Source organism: Vibrio sp. 10N.222.52.B7, from assembly GCF_041474275.1.
GTDB classification, from domain to species: Bacteria; Pseudomonadota; Gammaproteobacteria; order Enterobacterales; family Vibrionaceae; genus Vibrio; species Vibrio crassostreae_C.
Window position 1 is genome coordinate 48,171 of the sequence record NZ_JBFRTU010000018.1, and the last position, 17,787, is coordinate 65,957.

Annotated in this window: 17 protein-coding genes and 1 riboswitch; of the genes, 14 read left to right on the forward strand and 3 right to left on the reverse strand. The window is 44.9% G+C overall.

The genetic code is table 11. The annotated features are described in order from the left end of the window. The first annotated feature begins 63 nt into the window (after positions 1-63). Both luxO and luxU read left to right on the forward strand, forming a co-directional pair. Positions 64-1,452 carry a quorum-sensing sigma-54 dependent transcriptional regulator LuxO gene (gene luxO / locus AB4512_RS07100; protein WP_004734031.1) on the forward strand — a complete coding sequence of 463 codons (1,389 nt, stop codon included), beginning with the start codon at positions 64-66 and terminating at the stop codon, positions 1,450-1,452. Positions 1,453-1,476: 24 nt separating this feature from the next. Next, entirely contained in the window at positions 1,477-1,821 is a 345-nt protein-coding gene (gene luxU, locus AB4512_RS07105; RefSeq protein ID WP_017063462.1) for a quorum-sensing phosphorelay protein LuxU, read from the forward strand. Between the two features lie 81 nt (positions 1,822-1,902). Here luxU and AB4512_RS07110 read toward each other — a convergent pair whose 3' ends face one another. Then, entirely contained in the window at positions 1,903-2,790 is an 888-nt protein-coding gene (locus AB4512_RS07110; RefSeq protein ID WP_017079312.1) for a YvcK family protein, read from the reverse strand. Between the two features lie 194 nt (positions 2,791-2,984). Then, positions 2,985-3,137: riboswitch (molybdenum cofactor riboswitch) on the forward strand. Between AB4512_RS07110 and moaA the strand changes: the two genes are divergently transcribed. The 11 genes from moaA (at position 3,126) to AB4512_RS07165 (ending at position 13,284) form a co-directional block, all read left to right on the forward strand. Continuing rightward, positions 3,126-4,115 (forward strand): GTP 3',8-cyclase MoaA, encoded by a 990-nt coding sequence (gene moaA / locus AB4512_RS07115; protein ID WP_009848642.1) that lies wholly within the window; start codon positions 3,126-3,128, stop codon positions 4,113-4,115. Its footprint overlaps the riboswitch before it by 12 nt. Before the next feature lie 86 nt (positions 4,116-4,201). Next, positions 4,202-4,714 carry a molybdenum cofactor biosynthesis protein B gene (gene moaB / locus AB4512_RS07120; RefSeq protein WP_004734027.1) on the forward strand — a complete coding sequence of 171 codons (513 nt, stop codon included), beginning with the start codon at positions 4,202-4,204 and terminating at the stop codon, positions 4,712-4,714. A gap of 12 nt (positions 4,715-4,726) precedes the next feature. Continuing rightward, complete coding sequence (gene moaC, locus AB4512_RS07125) at positions 4,727-5,206, forward strand: cyclic pyranopterin monophosphate synthase MoaC (protein ID WP_004734026.1); 480 nt, start codon at positions 4,727-4,729, stop codon at positions 5,204-5,206. Beyond that, positions 5,203-5,448, forward strand: a complete 246-nt coding sequence (gene moaD, locus AB4512_RS07130; RefSeq protein ID WP_017063465.1) for a molybdopterin synthase sulfur carrier subunit — start codon at positions 5,203-5,205, stop codon at positions 5,446-5,448. The genes moaC and moaD overlap by 4 nt, the downstream gene beginning before the upstream one ends. Before the next feature lie 2 nt (positions 5,449-5,450). Then, positions 5,451-5,906 carry a molybdopterin synthase catalytic subunit MoaE gene (gene moaE, locus AB4512_RS07135; protein ID WP_017062176.1) on the forward strand — a complete coding sequence of 152 codons (456 nt, stop codon included), beginning with the start codon at positions 5,451-5,453 and terminating at the stop codon, positions 5,904-5,906. Between the two features lie 652 nt (positions 5,907-6,558). Continuing rightward, the gene (locus tag AB4512_RS07140; protein ID WP_372174686.1) at positions 6,559-8,190 is read left to right on the forward strand and encodes an ABC transporter substrate-binding protein; all 1,632 of its coding nucleotides are present in this window, start codon (positions 6,559-6,561) and stop codon (positions 8,188-8,190) included. A 114-nt stretch (positions 8,191-8,304) separates the two neighbouring features. Beyond that, a complete protein-coding gene (oppB, locus tag AB4512_RS07145; protein ID WP_017062174.1) occupies positions 8,305-9,225 on the forward strand; it encodes an oligopeptide ABC transporter permease OppB in 921 nt (306 codons plus the stop codon). Between the two features lie 15 nt (positions 9,226-9,240). After that, complete coding sequence (gene oppC, locus AB4512_RS07150) at positions 9,241-10,143, forward strand: oligopeptide ABC transporter permease OppC (RefSeq protein WP_017062173.1); 903 nt, start codon at positions 9,241-9,243, stop codon at positions 10,141-10,143. A 42-nt stretch (positions 10,144-10,185) separates the two neighbouring features. Then, a complete protein-coding gene (locus AB4512_RS07155; protein ID WP_012603544.1) occupies positions 10,186-11,157 on the forward strand; it encodes an ABC transporter ATP-binding protein in 972 nt (323 codons plus the stop codon). Beyond that, complete coding sequence (gene oppF, locus AB4512_RS07160; protein WP_017062172.1) at positions 11,154-12,140, forward strand: murein tripeptide/oligopeptide ABC transporter ATP binding protein OppF; 987 nt, start codon at positions 11,154-11,156, stop codon at positions 12,138-12,140. Before AB4512_RS07155 ends, oppF begins: the two co-directional genes overlap by 4 nt. A gap of 205 nt (positions 12,141-12,345) precedes the next feature. Further along, positions 12,346-13,284, forward strand: a complete 939-nt coding sequence (locus AB4512_RS07165) for a glutathione S-transferase family protein (protein ID WP_017069190.1) — start codon at positions 12,346-12,348, stop codon at positions 13,282-13,284. An 82-nt stretch (positions 13,285-13,366) separates the two neighbouring features. On the opposite strand, the gene pta is transcribed toward AB4512_RS07165, so the two are convergent. Together pta and AB4512_RS07175 are read right to left on the reverse strand one after the other, a co-directional pair. Further along, positions 13,367-15,532: a phosphate acetyltransferase gene (pta, locus tag AB4512_RS07170; protein ID WP_017062170.1), complete on the reverse strand. Its 2,166-nt coding sequence runs from the start codon at positions 15,530-15,532 to the stop codon at positions 13,367-13,369. A gap of 147 nt (positions 15,533-15,679) precedes the next feature. Further along, positions 15,680-16,876, reverse strand: a complete 1,197-nt coding sequence (locus AB4512_RS07175) for an acetate kinase (protein ID WP_017062169.1) — start codon at positions 16,874-16,876, stop codon at positions 15,680-15,682. Between the two features lie 341 nt (positions 16,877-17,217). Here AB4512_RS07175 and yfbV point away from each other — a divergent pair, with 341 nt between their 5' ends. Further along, entirely contained in the window at positions 17,218-17,670 is a 453-nt protein-coding gene (yfbV, locus tag AB4512_RS07180) for a terminus macrodomain insulation protein YfbV (RefSeq protein ID WP_017062168.1), read from the forward strand. The last annotated feature ends 117 nt before the right edge of the window (positions 17,671-17,787 follow it).

A 17,787-nucleotide genomic window follows, 5' to 3' on the forward strand; every position in this document is an offset into this window, starting at 1 on the left:
ATTTGCATAATGCAAAGCGGAATGCGACTATAATAAGAAATGCAAATTATAAATGGCTAGGATATGCAATCAAAAACGCTAGATAACAAATCGAAGTATTTGTTGATGGTAGAGGATACCGCTTCGGTAGCAGCTTTATATCGCTCGTATCTTACACCGCTCGAAATTGATATCAACATTGTCGGCACTGGCCGCGATGCAATCGAGAGTTTGAATCATCGAATCCCAGACCTTATTTTATTAGATCTACGTCTGCCTGATATGACGGGTATGGACGTACTATTTGCTGTAAAACAAAAATACCCTGAAGTTCCAGTTATCTTCATGACGGCTCACGGCTCTATCGATACCGCTGTAGAAGCGATGCGTCATGGCTCTCAAGATTTCCTTATCAAACCGTGTGAAGCCGACCGACTCCGTATTACGGTGAATAATGCGATCCGCAAAGCCACCAAACTTAAAAATAGCTCGGAACACCCGGGAAACCAGAACTACCAAGGTTTTATCGGCAGCAGCCAAACCATGCAGCAGGTTTACCGAACTATCGATTCTGCTGCATCGAGTAAGGCGAGCATTTTCATTACTGGTGAAAGTGGTACCGGTAAAGAGGTATGTGCAGAAGCCATTCATGCGGCGAGTAAGCGTGGCGATAAGCCGTTCATCGCGATTAACTGTGCCGCTATCCCTAAAGACCTGATTGAAAGTGAGCTGTTTGGCCACGTTAAAGGTGCCTTTACCGGTGCTGCGACCGATCGCCAAGGTGCTGCTGAGCTTGCTGATGGTGGAACACTGTTCCTTGATGAACTGTGCGAAATGGACTTAGAGCTGCAAACCAAGCTGCTGCGCTTTATCCAAACCGGTACTTTCCAAAAAGTCGGCTCTTCGAAGATGAAGAGTGTCGACGTTCGTTTTGTGTGTGCGACCAACCGTGACCCTTGGAAAGAAGTACAAGAAGGTCGCTTTAGAGAAGATTTATACTATCGTTTATACGTGATTCCATTGCACTTGCCGCCATTGCGTGAGCGTGGTGAAGATGTCATCGAGATCGCGTATTCTCTGCTAGGCTATATGTCGGTCGAGGAGGGGAAGGCGTTTGTACGTTTTGCTCAGGAAGTACTTGATCGCTTTAATCAATATGAGTGGCCGGGTAACGTTCGTCAGCTACAAAACGTGTTGCGGAACGTGGTGGTTTTGAATAACGGCAAAGAGATTACTCTCAACATGCTTCCACCACCGTTGAACCAACCGATTGAAAACAGTCTGCGATTGAAAGAGAAGCAGAATGAAGACATCACGGTAAAAGATATTTTCCCATTGTGGATCACTGAGAAAACGGCTATCGAGCAGGCCATTAAAGCGTGTGATGGCAACATCCCTCGTGCGGCAGGTTTCTTAGATGTCAGTCCATCGACGATATACCGTAAGTTGCAAACGTGGAATGCGAAGCAGTAATCAACAAACAATAAGAAAATAATAATGACGAAAGTATTAAATCAGCAAAAAGTTGATGAGCTTGCCGGCGAAATAGGCCAAGAGAATGTCCCGGTTTTACTGGAAATCTTCTTAGGTGAGTTGAAAGGCTACTACGAACATCTAGAGATAAATAAAGCGTCGGATACGTCTAAGTACTTGGCTGATATAAGCCATGCACTTAAGAGCAGCGCAGCAAGTTTTGGTGCGGATTCTTTGTGTAGTTTTGCGATTAGCTTAGACGCAAAAGTGAAGCAAGCATTGCCTGTAACCGAGATTGATTTCCAAGATATGCAAGAGCTCCTGTTATCAACGTACACTGAATATCAGCAGTTGATGACGGATCTCTAAAGCGGCTAGTTATTAAAAAAGGAGCATGATGCTCCTTTTTTGTTTTTACTGGTCTCTGTCGTATAGCCTAAGCGACAAGCATTAAGCCAGTTGACCCCTAATCGCTTGTTGGAGTTTTAAACGGTCGTGTCGCCAATCTCGGTTAGGAGAGGCAAGATCAGTGGTCACACAATTCCATTGCCCTTCTAATTCAGGGTGTGGTTCATTGCCCAGTACAATGTCTATCTTTCTTGCCTTACAGGTACGTTCACACCACTCCAATTGTTCTTGAAGCGTCATTTTTCCTGCAGGGCCGTGTTCTGGCGAAAGGTTTTCAACAAAGATAACTTTTGCCTTGGTATTTTCCGCGATTGCTTTGCCAATTTCTGGCAGTAGCAGCGGGGGCATCACACTGGTTAAAAAGCTTCCTGGTCCAAGGACAATGCAGTCTGCTTGCTCAACTGCAGCAACAGCTTCTTTGGTTGCCGGTACTTCTGGAGATAAGTCCATCATGCGCAGCTTTTCTGTCATGTCATCAACGTTGGTTTCGCCAGTTACCCAACGACCGTCCATTGATAAAGCCGTTAGATCAGAAGGGTGCTCGGTCATTGGGACGATATTGACATCGACTTTGAGCATATTTCGAATTAGGTTAATTGCTTCCAATGGGCGAACGGAAAGGTTGTCTAACGCCGTTAGCATTAGGTTACCTAAGTTGTGACCATCGAGTTCACCTTGGCCGCGAAAGCGGTATTCGAACATCATCGAACTGATTGAAGGTTCTGTGATTAATTGGTTGATACAGTTACGAGTATCTCCCCAAGCGATACCACCTTGGCAGTCTCGAATTCGTCCGGTGGAACCACCATTATCTGTCGTTGCAACAATGCCAGTTGCGTTGTTACCAAAGTCTTTTAATGCAGCTAACATGCGACCTAAGCCATGGCCACCGCCGATTGCTACGACTTTCTTTGAAGAGTAAATATTCATTTATTGTTCTTGTTAGGTTATTACCAACTATAATTTAGGTTAAATGCTTCTCGCTATATACTCAACAAGAGTTATTTTGAGCGTTTGATACGTTTTTTTTGCCGATGTGACCCGTTTTTTACCATCAGAGCTAGATTCACGTACAAATATTAAGTATTTTATTACTCAGCTACTGCGCGTGTGAATATAACGCTCAGTTGCCATAACTCCGAGCTCTCGCATGCTAAGTCGCACAGTGGTATTTGCTGTACCGATACGCATCAAGAGCCAGTGACATGTTGTCACAAGGGCTTAATTGGAAATGATTATGCCTCCCGTGTTTGGAAAGGTGTTCCGTGGCGCAACAATTCGAAGATAGATTCCATCGCAAGTTTTATTACTTGCGCTTGTCGGTTACAGACGTCTGTAACTTTAAATGTACTTACTGCTTGCCAGATGGTTACAAACCGTCAGGGCAAAAAAACTCGTCTTTTTTAAGTGTTCCCGAGATCAAACGCGTTGTTAAAGCGTTTGCAGATTGTGGTACCTCAAAGATCCGCATTACAGGCGGAGAGCCGAGTCTGCGTAAAGACTTTCCTGAAATCATACATACCGTTGCTTCTACTCCAGGCATCGAAAAAGTAGCCACCACAACGAATGGCTACCGCATGGAGAAACAAGTAGGGCAATGGCGTGATGCTGGTTTAACCCATATAAACGTGAGCGTGGATAGTTTAGATTCGCGCATGTTCCATCAGATCACTGGTGAGAATAAGTTTACTGAGGTTATGCGAGGCATTGATAAAGCGTTTGAGGTTGGCTTTGAACAAGTCAAAGTCAACGTCGTATTAATGAAAGACCTCAATAGTCAGGAATTACCAGCCTTCCTTAATTGGATCAAAGACAAACCTATTCAATTACGTTTTATCGAGCTGATGAAAACCGGCGAGATGGACGAGTTGTTCGATAAACATCATGTGTCTGGCGTTGCGATTCGCAACCAGCTTATTGCTAATGGTTGGCTGTTAAAAGTCAAAGCCGTTAACGATGGCCCGGCGCAAGTGTTTGTCCACCCAGACTACAAGGGTGAAATCGGTTTGATCATGCCTTACGAGAAAGACTTTTGTGAGAGTTGTAACCGACTGCGCGTTTCTGCGACCGGTAAACTTCACTTATGTCTGTTTGGCGACCATGGTGTTGAACTGAGAGATCTGATTCAAGAAGATCAACAAGAGCAAGAACTCATTGATCGAATTCAGGCTCAGCTTCAAACCAAGTCCGTTAGCCACTTCTTACACGATGGCAACAGCGGCATGACTCCAAACTTGGCGTCAATCGGCGGTTAACCCGCTACACACTCTAAAGCATTTTATCACTCAGCTTCTTCAGGCTGGGCGAATCAGTCTAATGAAAAATTTATATAGGTGAACAAATGGGTCACGCAGAAAGCAAATTCCAAGCAGCAAACATCGCAGTACTAACGGTTTCAGATACTCGTACAGAAGAAAACGACACTTCAGGCGGTTACCTAGCAGAGCATGCTAAAGAAGCGGGTCACAACGTGGTTGATAAGCAAATCGTTATTGATGACATGTACAAGATCCGTGCGATCGTATCTAAATGGATCGCTGATGAAAGCGTACAAGCTATCATGATCACGGGTGGTACTGGTTTCACTTCTCGTGACAGCACGCCTGAAGCGCTTAAGCCACTGTTCGACAAAGAAGTAGAAGGCTTTGGTGAGCTATTCCGTCAAGTATCTTACGAAGAGATCGGTACTTCGACAATTCAATCTCGTGCGATTGCGGGTTTTGCTAACCACACGGTTATCTTTGCGATGCCAGGTTCTACAGGCGCTTGCCGCACCGGTTGGACTAAGATCATCAAGCAACAGATGGATGCTAGCCACCGTCCTTGTAACTTCATGCCACACCTTTCTGTATAAGGCGGTTTGAGTATGAGCCAATTTACACACATTAACGCGTCTGGCGAAGCAAACATGGTCGATGTATCGGCTAAAGCGGAAACAGTACGTGAAGCGAGAGCGGAAGCCTTCGTTCAAATGTCGGCAGAAACGCTAGAGCTGATTGTCTCTGGTAGCCACCATAAAGGTGATGTTTTCGCAACGGCACGTATTGCGGGTATTCAAGCGGCGAAGAAGACGTGGGATCTGATTCCCCTGTGTCACCCTCTGCTATTAACTAAAGTAGAAGTGCAGCTTGAAGCTATCGAGTCTGAAAACAAGGTTCGCATCGAATCTGTTTGTAAGCTTGCGGGTAAGACGGGCGTAGAGATGGAAGCGCTAACGGCTGCTTCTGTGGCTGCGTTAACGATTTACGATATGTGTAAAGCTGTTCAGAAAGACATTGTTATCGAAAACGTGCGCCTGCTAGAGAAGACAGGTGGTAAATCTGGTCACTTTAAGGTGGAGTCATGATTACAGTACTTTTCTTTGCTCAAACTCGTGAACTTGTTGGTGTGGACAGCGTTGAAGTTGATGCACAATTTAAGACGATTGAAGCGATTCGTAGTCATCTTGTGACACAAGAAGGCAAATGGGATATCGCATTGGAAGAGGGGAAGCTTCTGGCTGCACTTAACCAATCAATCGTACCTCTGACAGCTGAAGTGAAAGACGGCGACGAAGTGGCTTTCTTCCCACCAGTGACTGGAGGCTAAGCATGGATCCAAGAGTATTAGTGACAGCTGAGGACTTCTCGGTAGGCGACGAATACGACTACTTGGCTCAAGGTACAGCTGCCGGAGCGATTGTGACGTTCGTTGGTAAAGTTCGCGACATGAACCTTGGCGACAATGTGATTGGTTTGTCTCTGGAGCACTATCCGGGTATGACAGAAAAATCACTGAGCGAGATCTGTGATCAAGCTGAGGCACGCTGGCCAATCCAAAAGATGCGAGTTATCCATCGTGTTGGTGACCTAGATATCGGTGACCAGATTGTTTACGTTGGTGTATCCAGTGCACACCGCGGTGCGGCCTTTGAAGCCTGTGAATTCGTTATGGACTTCCTGAAAACCAAGGCTCCCTTTTGGAAAAAGGAACGCACGACCGAAACGACGCGTTGGGTTGATTCTCGTGATTCAGACACGAAAGCAGCGGAACGCTGGGAGAAGTAATTTCTCTTAAAGTGATGTTGCTTCAGCATTTACTCATTTGTATATGAGACAGTCAAAAACCGACCACTTAGGTCGGTTTTTTTGTACCTGCTATAAATCTATTTATAGATAATCATTGATTTGATAAATGATAATTCATTGTGGTTGCATATAAATTCAGCGCGTAATTTTGTCTTAATTGGTGCATTGGATAACCCGGTTTGGTGCAGAGCATTATGCTGTCTTGTATAAAGTGATTATCCTCACAAATAGTGTAGACGGTTTAGGTGATATGTGATGTGCAATTAGATTTCATGTGGCATTAATGTTAATTTGCGCTCAGTGTTCTAGCATAAGATGCTAAAAAAAAGTATCAACACAGATACATCAACACTAAAGGCTGTTTTTTAATTAATCCCTCTACGCAAGTCACTACTGATTTGGGGTTTTTTAGATATTTACACTGATACCTTAAGTATTTCGGAGAATTATCCGATTTTTTGCGACTTGTTTGTGGCAAATTACTTCAATGGTTGATAGTGTGTGCCTCAATCTTTGTAAGGTTTTAGATTTTTATGCTTAAATTTTGAGCTAAATAAATCTAAATCACTGCCGTTCAGTGAACCAAGCAAAGAAGTCATGGATGCAATACATAAAACTTGGAGTTTATTAAATGTACAAGAATAAAATCACTCAGGCCCTTCTTCTAGGTGCTGGTTTGGCAGTGGCTGCCTCTTCTACTCTTTCTATCGCTGCTGAAGTTCCAGCAGGCACAGAACTGGCAAAAGTTCAGGAACTGGTTCGCGGTAACGGTACTGAAGTTGCAACTATCGACCCACACAAATCTCAAGGTGTACCAGAATCTCACGTAATTCGTGATCTTCTAGAAGGTCTAGTGAACCAAGACGGCGACGGCAACACTATCCCTGGTGTTGCGGAAAGCTGGGAAACGACAGACAACAAAACATTCACTTTCCACCTACGCAAAGACGCAAAATGGTCTAACGGCGATCCTGTAACAGCTCAAGATTTTGTATACAGCTGGCAACGTGCAGTTGATCCTGCAACGGCTTCTCCATACGCTTGGTACATGGAATACACCAAGATGGCGAATGCGAAAGATATCGTAGCGGGTAAGAGAGACAAGAGTGAACTAGGCGTTAAAGCAGTGGATGCAAACACTCTAGTTGTTGAATTAGAAACAGCGGTACCATACTTCGTAATGATGATGGGCCACACAACAATGAAGCCAGTACACCAGGCAACTGTTGAAAAATACGGTGACCAGTGGACTAAGCCAGAGCACTTTGTTGGCAACGGTGCATTCTCTGTTGATAAATGGGTTGTTAACGAGCGTCTAGTACTCAAGCGTAACGAACAGTACTGGGACAACGATAAAACAGTTCTTAACAAAGTAACGTTCCTACCAATCGAAAACCAAGTAGCGGAAATGAACCGTTTCCTATCTGGTGAAATCGATTTCACAAACGAACTTCCAACTGAGCACTTCAAGCGTCTTCAAAAAGAGTACGCAGAAGATGTATCTGTAGCGGGTAACCTATGTACTTACTACTACATCTTCAATACGAAGAAAGCACCATTTGATGATGTTCGTGTTCGTCAAGCAATCTCTTACGCGATCGACCGTGATATCGTAACAGGTGCTATCCTAGCGCAAGGTCAAAAACCTGCGTATTTCCTAACGCCTGAAATCACAGCTGGCTTCGATCCTGAGCTACCTGCTTACGGCAAGATGTCTCAGAAAGAGCGTAACGCAGAAGCGGAACGTCTTCTTGAAGAAGCGGGTTACGGTAAAGACAACCCACTTAAATTCAACCTGCTTTACAACACTTCAGAGAACCACAAGAAGATTGCTGTAGCGCTAGGTTCTATGTGGAAGAAAACACTGGGTCTTTCTGTAACACTTGAGAACCAAGAGTGGAAAACGTACCTATCTTCTAAAGATTCTGGTGACTTCGAAGTAGCACGTGCTGGTTGGTGTGGTGACTACAATGAAGCGTCTTCGTTCCTAACGCTAATGAAGAGTAACAACACTACCGGTGGTGTTCACTACGACAGCGCGGCTTACGACCAGATCATCGATAAAGCACTTAACTCAACTTCAGAAGAAGAGCGTAAAGCACTTTACCTAGAAGCTGAGGCGCTAATGGCAAACGACATGCCAATCGCTCCTATCTACCAATACGTTAAATCTCGTCTACTTAACCCGCATGTTGGTGGTTTCCCAATCAACAACGCGGAAGACAAGATCTTCTCGAAAGACCTATACATCAAAGCTCAATAATAAGCTTCGATTCTAAAAAGTTAATATAACTATAACGATACAGGCACTACATGCGCAGGGCGCGCATGTAGCGTCTTTCTAATTTTAATTGTCACAGACTGAAAGAGTGAGTTTATGCTTAAATTCATTATGAAACGGATATTTGAAGCGATTCCAACCATGTTGGTGTTGATCACTATATCTTTCTTTCTCATGCGTTTCGCACCGGGTAACCCGTTTTCAAGCGAACGTCCATTACCGCCAGAAGTTATGGCTAACATCGAAGCTAAATACGGCTTAGATAAACCAGTATTTGAACAATACACCACGTATTTGACAAATATCTTACAAGGTGACTTCGGCCCCTCGTTTAAGTACCAAGATTACACAGTAAATGAGCTGATCGCGGTTGCACTTCCAGTATCTGCGAAGGTAGGTTTCGTTGCCTTTATCTTCACACTATTGATGGGGGTCACTGTCGGGACGATTGCTGCCTTGAAGCACAACACCTGGGTCGACTACACCATAATGTCGACCGCCATGCTCGGGGTGGTAATGCCATCTTTCGTGTTGGCACCGGCGCTTATTTACCTTTTCTCCCTGCACTGGAACATATTCCCAGCAGGTGGTTGGCATGGCGGTACATTCATGTACATCGTGCTGCCTGTTATCGCGATGTCTCTTCTTTACGTAGCAACCTTTGCTCGTATTACTCGCGGTAGCATGATTGAAACGCTAAACAGTAACTTTATCCGAACTGCGCGTGCAAAAGGTCTAAGCTACCGTTATATCATTCTAAAACATGCACTTAAGCCAGCAATGCTACCTGTTGTTTCTTACATGGGACCTGCGTTCGTAGGTATCATCACAGGTTCAGTTGTTGTTGAAACCATCTTCGGCCTACCAGGTATCGGTAAGCTGTTTGTTAACGCCGCGTTTAACCGTGACTACTCGCTAGTAATGGGTGTAACCATCTTGATTGGTTTCCTATTCATCTTGTTCAACGCAATCGTTGATATTTTGCTAGCGCTTATTGACCCGAAAATTCGCTACTAACAGGGACGCATGGTTATGTTGAAGAAAAAAGAAAATTTAGAAGCGATCGAAAAGTTCTCTGAGAGCTTAGAGATTGAAGGTCGTAGTTTGTGGCAGGACGCGCGCATTCGTTTCATGCGAAACAAAGCTGCGATGGTGAGTCTGTTCATTCTTACGCTTATGGTACTGGCAGTTATCTTCTTACCAATGCTGGCTCAGTACACTTATGATGATACTGACTGGTACGCAATGCACGTTGGTCCGAATGCGGATCACTGGTTTGGTACCGATAGCTTAGGTCGTGATTTGTACGTTCGTACTCTTGTCGGTGGCCGCATCTCATTGATGGTTGGTGTGATGGGTGCCTTCGTAGCGGTACTGATTGGTACGCTTTACGGTGCAGCTTCAGGCTTCATCGGCGGTCGTACTGACCGAGTGATGATGCGTATCCTAGAGATCTTGTACGCAGTGCCATTCATGTTCCTAGTAATCGTACTGGTAACGTTCTTTGGTCGTAACATCGTCCTAATCTTCGTTGCTATTGGTGCGATTGCTTGGCTAGATATGGCGCGTATTGTACGTGGTCAAACGTTGAGCCTACGTAGTAAAGAGTTCATTGAAGCTGCACACGTATGTGGTGTAAGCAAATGGAAGATCATTACACGTCACATCGTACCGAACGTACTGGGTATCGTAGCGGTTTACTCTACGTTGCTTATTCCAAGCATGATCCTTACAGAATCATTCTTATCTTTCCTTGGTCTTGGTGTTCAAGAGCCTATGACAAGCTGGGGCGCATTGCTTCAAGAAGGTTCGCAAACAATGGAAGTTGCAATCTGGCAATTGACATTCCCTGCGGCATTCATGGTAGTTACGCTGTTCTGCTTTAACTACGTAGGTGATGGTCTGCGCGACGCGCTTGATCCAAAAGACAGATAACGAAATAGCAATTAAAAGCTATAAAAGATTAAGGAAGCAATAATGAGCTTATTAGATGTCAAAGATCTGCGCGTCGAATTTACCACACAAGATGGTATCGTAACCGCAGTAAACGACTTGAACTTCTCACTTAACCAAGGCGAAACGCTGGGTATTGTTGGTGAGTCGGGTTCAGGTAAATCACAAACGGTATTTGCACTGATGGGGCTGCTGGCTAAGAACGGCATCATCTCAGGCAGTGCAAAGTTTGAAGGCAATGAAATCCTCAACCTGCCTGAAAAAGCACTGAACAAGGTTCGTGCTGAACAGATCGCGATGATCTTCCAAGATCCAATGACCTCACTGAACCCTTACATGAAAGTAAGTGATCAGCTGATGGAAGTACTTATGCTGCATAAAGGCATGGGTAAAGCAGAAGCGTTTGAAGAATCAGTACGCATGCTTGAAGCGGTGAAAATCCCTGAAGCACGCAAGCGTATCACTATGTACCCGCACGAGTTTTCGGGCGGTATGCGTCAGCGTGTGATGATCGCAATGGCACTGCTGTGTCGTCCTAAATTGCTTATCGCTGATGAACCAACAACGGCACTGGATGTAACCATTCAAGCGCAAATCATGGAATTGCTGAACGAACTAAAAGATGAGTTCAATACAGCAATCATTATGATCACCCATGACTTGGGTGTTGTTGCTGGTTCTTGTGACAAAGTACTTGTGATGTACGCGGGTCGTACAATGGAGTACGGCACGGTTGATGAAATCTTCTACGAGCCAAGCCACCCATACGCGGAAGGCCTGCTTAAAGCGATTCCTCGTTTGGATACCGAAGGTGAAATTCTACCGACGATTCCAGGTAACCCACCTAACTTACTTCGCCTACCAACAGGTTGTCCTTACCAAGACCGTTGTCACCGTGTAATGGACCGTTGTAAGCAAGAAGCACCGATTTTGCAGCCATTTGCTAAAGACCGTCAGCGTGCTTGTTTTTCAGACTGGGAGACTTGGACAAAATGAGTAAAGAATTACTATTAGATATTAAAGACCTGAAAGTTCACTTTAGCATTGCAGCTAAGTCTGCTTGGCCTTGGGCAAAACCATCAAACCTTAAAGCGGTTGATGGGGTTGATGTTCACCTTTACGAAGGCGAAACACTAGGCGTAGTGGGTGAGTCTGGTTGTGGTAAATCAACTTTTGCCCGTGCGATTATCGGCTTGGTTGAAGCGACTGAAGGTCAAGTGATGTGGTTAGGTCAAGACCTAACTAAGATGCAGGAAGTGAAGCGTCGTGAGACTCGTAAAGAGATTCAGATGATCTTCCAAGACCCGCTAGCGTCGCTTAACCCACGTATGTCAGTAGGCGATATCATTGCTGAGCCTCTAGAGACTTTCTTCCCTGAACTTTCTAAACAAGAAGTGAAGGACAGAGTTAAAGAGATGATGGCAAAGGTTGGTCTACTACCAAACGTAATCAACCGTTACCCACATGAATTCTCTGGTGGTCAGTGTCAGCGTATTGGTATTGCACGTGCACTTATCTTGAAACCTAAGATGATCATTTGTGACGAACCTGTTTCGGCACTTGACGTATCTATCCAAGCTCAAGTTGTTAACCTTTTGAAAGAACTGCAAAAAGAGCTAGGTCTTTCGCTGGTATTTATCGCGCACGATTTGTCAGTGGTTAAGCACATCTCAGACCGTGTATTGGTAATGTACCTAGGTAATGCGGTTGAGCTGGGTGAGTCAGATGCACTATTCTCTGATCCAAAGCACCCGTACACCAAGGCGTTGATGTCTGCGGTTCCTATTCCAGATCCTCGCTTAGAGCGTAGTAAAACTATCCAGATGCTGGAAGGTGACCTACCATCGCCAATCAACCCACCATCAGGATGTGTTTTCCGTACTCGTTGTCCACAAGCGACAGAAGCGTGTGCGCAAACTAAGCCAACGATTCAAGGCGATGATGTGCACGCAGTATCTTGCTTGCACGTACAAGTCTAGGGCCAATTTAAAACGGTTCAGCCTGTGACAGGCTTAAGCGCGACTAGTTTTTAGAGTCGCGCTTTTTTTGTACTGCAGACCTAGTTCCTATATTTTGCTCAACAACTTCATCAAATAATTCGAACAACTAAGCCAACTTCTTCTAGTTTTGAAAAAGTTGGCTTTTTTTATACTAGAGAAAAGTTAGCATCACAGAGGTTTGGATATGGGCAAATTAGTTGAAGGTGTTTGGCATGATGTGTGGTACGACACGAAAGAAAGCGGTGGTAAGTTTGTTCGTGAAGATGCGGGCTTTCGTCATTGGGTAGAGAACAAACCGGGCGCGCAGTTTGAGCCGGAAAGCGGCCGTTATCACTTATACGTATCGTTAGCTTGCCCTTGGGCGCACCGAACCCTTATCTTCCGCGAGCTGAAAGACCTAACCGATCACATTGACGTGACGGTTGTTTGCCCAGACATGATGAGTGAAGGTTGGCAAATGGGGTTACCTGAACCTCTATTTGGCCATACCCGCATGCACCAAATCTACACCCAAGGCAAACCGGACTATTCAGGTCGAGTCACGGTTCCTGTTTTATGGGATAAGAAAACCAACACCATTGTGAGTAACGAGTCGTCTGAAATCATTCGCATGTTTAACTCAGAGTTTAACGAGCTAACGGGTAACACCGATGATTACTACCCGTGGGAGTTGTCCAAGAAGATTGATGAGTGGAATGATTATATCTACCCAAACATCAACAACGGCGTATACCGAACCGGCTTTGCGACAACACAAGAAGCCTACGAAGAAGCGTATGACGCCTTGTTTGAAGCCTTAGACAAAGTAGATGCGCACCTTAGCGAACATCGCTATTTGGCGGGTAACGAGATTACAGAAGCGGATTGGCGCTTGTTTACCACTCTGGTTCGATTTGATGCGGTTTATGTGGGTCACTTCAAGTGTAACAAGCAACGAATTGCGGATTACAAACATATCCAAGGTTATCTAAAAGAGCTCTATCAAATAGAGGGTATTAAAGAGACTACGGATTTCTACCACATCAAGCGCCACTACTATTACAGCCACACTGGTATCAACCCGACTCAAGTGGTGCCTAAAGGGCCTGATCTGGATTTAGATTCGCCTCACGGACGTGGTTAGAATCATTAATTAATCCGCTTTTCTTCAGGCGTAAAAAAACCCTAGATAAACATCTAGGGTTTTTGCTTTCTGAAAAAGAAAATTAGTTAACTACTTTTTCTTCAGCTTGTGCAGCTTGGTCTGCTTGGATAGCCGTTAGAGCTACTGTGTAAACGATGTCGTCTACTAGAGCGCCACGAGACAAGTCATTTACTGGCTTGCGCATACCTTGAAGCATTGGACCGATAGATACTAGATCTGCTGAACGCTGTACAGCTTTGTAAGTCGTGTTACCCGTGTTTAAGTCTGGGAATACGAATACTGTCGCTTTACCTGCAACTGGAGAGTTAGGCGCTTTAGAAGCGGCTACGTTTTCCATGATTGCTGCATCGTACTGTAGAGGACCGTCGATCACTAGATCAGGACGCTTCTCTTGAGCAAGTTTCGTTGCTTCACGTACTTTATCTACGTCTGCACCCTTACCAGATTCACCAGTAGAGTAAGAGATCATAGCAACGCGTGGGTCGATACCGAATGCCGCAGCAGAATCTGCAGATTGGATAGCGATTTCAGCAAGCTGTTCAGCTGTTGGATCTGGGTTGATCGCACAGTCACCGTATACAAGAACTTGATCAGGCAGAAGCATGAAGAAGATTGAAGATACGATAGAAGCATCAGGAGCAGTCTTGATGATCTGGAACGGAGGAACGATAGTGTTCGCCGTTGTGTGAACAGCACCAGAAACTAGGCCGTCAACTTCGCCAGCTTCAAGCATCATAGTACCTAGGAATACTGAATCTTCTAGCTTCTCACGAGCAACAACTTCAGTCATACCTTTAGCGCCACGAAGTTCTACTAGACGAGCTACGTAGTTTTCGCGAACTGATGCAGAATCGATGATCTCAACGCCAGCGCCAAGCTCAACACCTTGCTGCGCTGCAACGCGACGGATTTCTTCAGGGTTACCTAGAAGTACACACGTTGCGATACCGCGCTCAGCACAGATAGCCGCAGCTTTAACTGTACGTGGCTCATCACCTTCAGGAAGAACGATGCGCTTAGCCGCTTTACGAGCAAATTCAGTTAGCTGGTAACGGAATGCTGGTGGGCTTAGACGACGGATGCCTTGAGTACCTTCAGATAGAGAATCAATCCAAGGGCCATCAATGTGGCTTGCAACGTGATCGTTAACGAACTCGATACGCTCTTTATCGTCTGCAGGAACTTCTAGGTTGAAGCTCTGTAGGTTTAGAGATGTCTGCCAAGTGTTACCTTGAGCCTTGAAGATCGGTAGACCTGAAGCGAATGCTGGTGCACAAAGGTTAGCAATGCTTTCTGGAATGTCGTAACCGCCAGTAAGCAGGATTGCGCCAATCTCAACACCGTTTTTCGCAGCAAGAGCCGCAGCAACGATAACGTCAGGACGGTCTGCAGAAGTTACTAGCAGTGAGCCTGGTTTGAAGTGCTCAATCATGTGCGGTAGAGAACGTGCACAGAAAGTGATGCTCTTAATACGACGAGTTGAGATTTCACCTTCGTTAACGATTTCAGCGTTAAGGTGCTTAGCCATATCAACCGCACGAGTTGCGATTAGATCGATGCTCCATGGCACGCAGCCAAGAACACGGATAGGGCTAGAGTTGAAGATTTGCATTACTTCAAGGTTCGCTTGCTGAGCGCTGTCTGCATCATCAAAGATTTCAGATAGGTCAGGGCGAGTACGGCCAGCCTCATCAACAGGAGCATTAAGCTTGTTGATGATTACGCCTTTGATGTTTTTGTTCTTAGTACCGCCGAAGTTAGAACATGCTACTTCTATACGCTCTTTAAGCTGCGTAGGGTTGTCAGTACCAGGAGTCGCAACGAATACGATCTCCGCGCCAAGTGTTTTTGCGATTTCCGCGTTCACTTGGTTAGCAAATGGGTGCTTACGAGTAGGTACTAGACCTTCGATTAGCGTAACTTCTGCGTCTTTGTTGATCTTGTTGTATTGCTCAACAACAGACTCAAGAAGCTCGTCCATTTTTTCGCTACCGATCAAAGCTTCAGCTTTAGTCATTGCGATTGGCTCACCAATCTTAATGTCGCTGTTTGCGCTGATGATAGTAGACGTTAGATCTGGTTGGTTACCACCGCTGCGAGGCTGAGCGATTGGCTTGTAGAAAGAAACACTTACGCCCTTACGCTCCATAGCGCGAAGAACACCCATGCTAACACTAGTAAGACCAACACCAGCGCTTGTAGGGATAAGCATAATAGTACGTGACATTGACGAACACCTTTGACTATTGGAAATAAAAAAAGCTCAACTGCTATTCCCACCGATATTTAAATTGGGGTAGGAATAGAAGTTGAGCCCCATTTTCTTGATATGAAAAACTGACTAGCTTCGAATGAAGCTAGTCAGGAAAATCAATTAAAGACCTGCTAGTTTCGCAGTGTCTTCAGCAATTACTAGCTCTTCGTTAGTAGAGATAACCATTGCAGGGATACGGCTGTTAGCTGTAGTGATAGTACCTTCGCCGCCGAAACGAGCTTTAAGGTTAGCTTCACCGTCAACTTCGATACCGAAGATGCCTAGGCGGTTAAGAACCATTTCACGGATTGGGCCTGAGTTCTCGCCGATGCCGCCAGTGAAAGTGATTGCGTCTAGACGACCTTCTAGAGTTGCAGTGTAACCAGCTACGTACTTAGCTAGACGGTGACAGAACACGTCCATTGCACGAGTTGCTTCTTCTTTCTCACCGTAGTTGTCTTCAACGAAACGACAGTCAGAAGTCACTTCAGTTAGACCAGCAAGACCAGACTCTTTAGTTAGCATGTTGTTGATTTCTTCAACAGAGTAACCAAGTGCGTCGTGTAGGTGGAAGATGATTGCAGGGTCTAGGTCACCACAACGAGTACCCATTACAAGACCTTCAAGAGGAGTAAGACCCATAGAAGTGTCTACAGATTTACCGTTCTTGATTGCACATACAGAAGCGCCGTTACCTAGGTGACAGTTGATGATGTTAACTTCTTCAACTGGCTTGTTTAGTAGGCCTGCAACTTCACGAGTGATGAATAGGTGAGAAGTACCGTGCATGCCGTAACGACGGATGCCGTGCTCTTTGTACAGGTTGTACGGTAGAGCGTATAGGTAAGACTCAGAAGGCATTGTTTGGTGGAACGCAGTGTCAAAAACAGCAACGTTTTGTAGACCAGGGAAGTTCTGTTGAGCCGCTTCGATACCGATAAGGTGAGCAGGGTTGTGAAGAGGTGCGAAAGTCGCAGCGTCTTGAATACCCTTAAGAACTTCATCAGTGATAAGTGCAGAAGAAGTGAACTGCTCGCCACCGTGTACGATACGGTGACCGATAGCGCCAAGGTTAGCTTTAAGCTCAGGCTTAGAAGCAAGAATAGTTTCTACCATGAAAGATAGTGCTTCTACGTGAGCTGCGCCCGCGCCTAGTTGTGCTTCATGCTTGCCATCAAGTTTCCACTTCATACGAGCTTCTGGAAGACCTAGACACTCAGCAAGACCAGTTAGGTGCTCTGCACCTGTTTCTGCATCAACAACAGCGAATTTAAGAGAAGAACTACCACAGTTTAAAACTAAAACTAGCTTAGACATTAATGACTACCTGTTTATTTTTCTGATCGAAATCAGTTAAGGATGAAAATTAATCTCAAGAATAGTCGAAGCACATAGGCTTGCGTACTAACCTTGGTCAAAAAAACGTTAATTTCCGTATAAAGTGAAAGCGCTCTTTATCAAAAAGAGGCTTGTGCATTCCTTGCAGAAGTCTTCTCAAAGTTGCTTAAATTGTAAATAAGGGCAACAATGAGATTGAGGTCTGCAAATAATAGCGATATTGTGCAAATATAACAAAAAAATTTGAAAGAATATTATTTTTCGTCAAATTTTTGTGTTTTTAGTTGATGATTTCAACTTTTTTTTAATGGGAGACTCATATGAGCAATAGAGTTGGTTTAGCTAGTAGTTTAAAAGATGGCCAAAAGTACATGGATCTCTGGCCCGTCCGAAAAGAGTTAAACGCGATCTTCCCAGAACAACGCATTATTAAAGCGACCCGCTTTGGCGTGAAAGTGATGCCTGCGATTGCCGCTATCAGTGTTCTTACACAAATGGTCTTTAATAATTACCAAGCGATGCCACAGGCTGTGGTTATGGCTTTGTTTGCGATCAGCTTGCCGCTTCAAGGTATGTGGTGGTTGGGCAATCGCTCAAATACACAACTTCCGCCGGCGCTAGTATCGTGGTACCGCGAACTGCATGAAAAGATCACTGAAACGGGTTTTGCGTTAGAGCCTATGAAGCCGCGCCCTCGCTATAAAGAATTGGCAATCATTTTAAATCGTGCCTTTCGTCAGTTAGATAAATCCTCAATGGAGCGTTGGTTCTAAAGAATCCCAGCTCTCCCTCTTGTCTGAGAACAACTATTCATCTTCTATAGCTTGTTCTCAGATTTGCTCCTCTTTTTGTTACCTCGCTTACTTTCCGTTTAGCTTACCTGTCCTTAT

Excerpts from the sequence above, each read along its gene's own strand:
- luxU (WP_017063462.1), top strand. The coding sequence starts at position 1,477 with ATGACGAAAGTATTAAATCAGCAAAAAGTTGATGAGCTTGCCGGCGAA.
- oppF (WP_017062172.1), top strand. The coding sequence starts at position 11,154 with ATGAGTAAAGAATTACTATTAGATATTAAAGACCTGAAAGTTCACTTT.
- moaC (WP_004734026.1), top strand. The coding sequence starts at position 4,727 with ATGAGCCAATTTACACACATTAACGCGTCTGGCGAAGCAAACATGGTC.
- yfbV (WP_017062168.1), top strand. The coding sequence starts at position 17,218 with ATGAGCAATAGAGTTGGTTTAGCTAGTAGTTTAAAAGATGGCCAAAAG.
- moaE (WP_017062176.1), top strand. The coding sequence starts at position 5,451 with ATGGATCCAAGAGTATTAGTGACAGCTGAGGACTTCTCGGTAGGCGAC.
- AB4512_RS07165 (WP_017069190.1), top strand. The coding sequence starts at position 12,346 with ATGGGCAAATTAGTTGAAGGTGTTTGGCATGATGTGTGGTACGACACG.
- oppC (WP_017062173.1), top strand. The coding sequence starts at position 9,241 with ATGTTGAAGAAAAAAGAAAATTTAGAAGCGATCGAAAAGTTCTCTGAG.
- moaD (WP_017063465.1), top strand. The coding sequence starts at position 5,203 with ATGATTACAGTACTTTTCTTTGCTCAAACTCGTGAACTTGTTGGTGTG.
- AB4512_RS07110 (WP_017079312.1), bottom strand. The coding sequence starts at position 2,790 with ATGAATATTTACTCTTCAAAGAAAGTCGTAGCAATCGGCGGTGGCCAT.
- AB4512_RS07155 (WP_012603544.1), top strand. The coding sequence starts at position 10,186 with ATGAGCTTATTAGATGTCAAAGATCTGCGCGTCGAATTTACCACACAA.
- AB4512_RS07175 (WP_017062169.1), bottom strand. The coding sequence starts at position 16,876 with ATGTCTAAGCTAGTTTTAGTTTTAAACTGTGGTAGTTCTTCTCTTAAA.
- AB4512_RS07140 (WP_372174686.1), top strand. The coding sequence starts at position 6,559 with ATGTACAAGAATAAAATCACTCAGGCCCTTCTTCTAGGTGCTGGTTTG.
- oppB (WP_017062174.1), top strand. The coding sequence starts at position 8,305 with ATGCTTAAATTCATTATGAAACGGATATTTGAAGCGATTCCAACCATG.
- pta (WP_017062170.1), bottom strand. The coding sequence starts at position 15,532 with ATGTCACGTACTATTATGCTTATCCCTACAAGCGCTGGTGTTGGTCTT.
- luxO (WP_004734031.1), top strand. The coding sequence starts at position 64 with ATGCAATCAAAAACGCTAGATAACAAATCGAAGTATTTGTTGATGGTA.
- moaB (WP_004734027.1), top strand. The coding sequence starts at position 4,202 with ATGGGTCACGCAGAAAGCAAATTCCAAGCAGCAAACATCGCAGTACTA.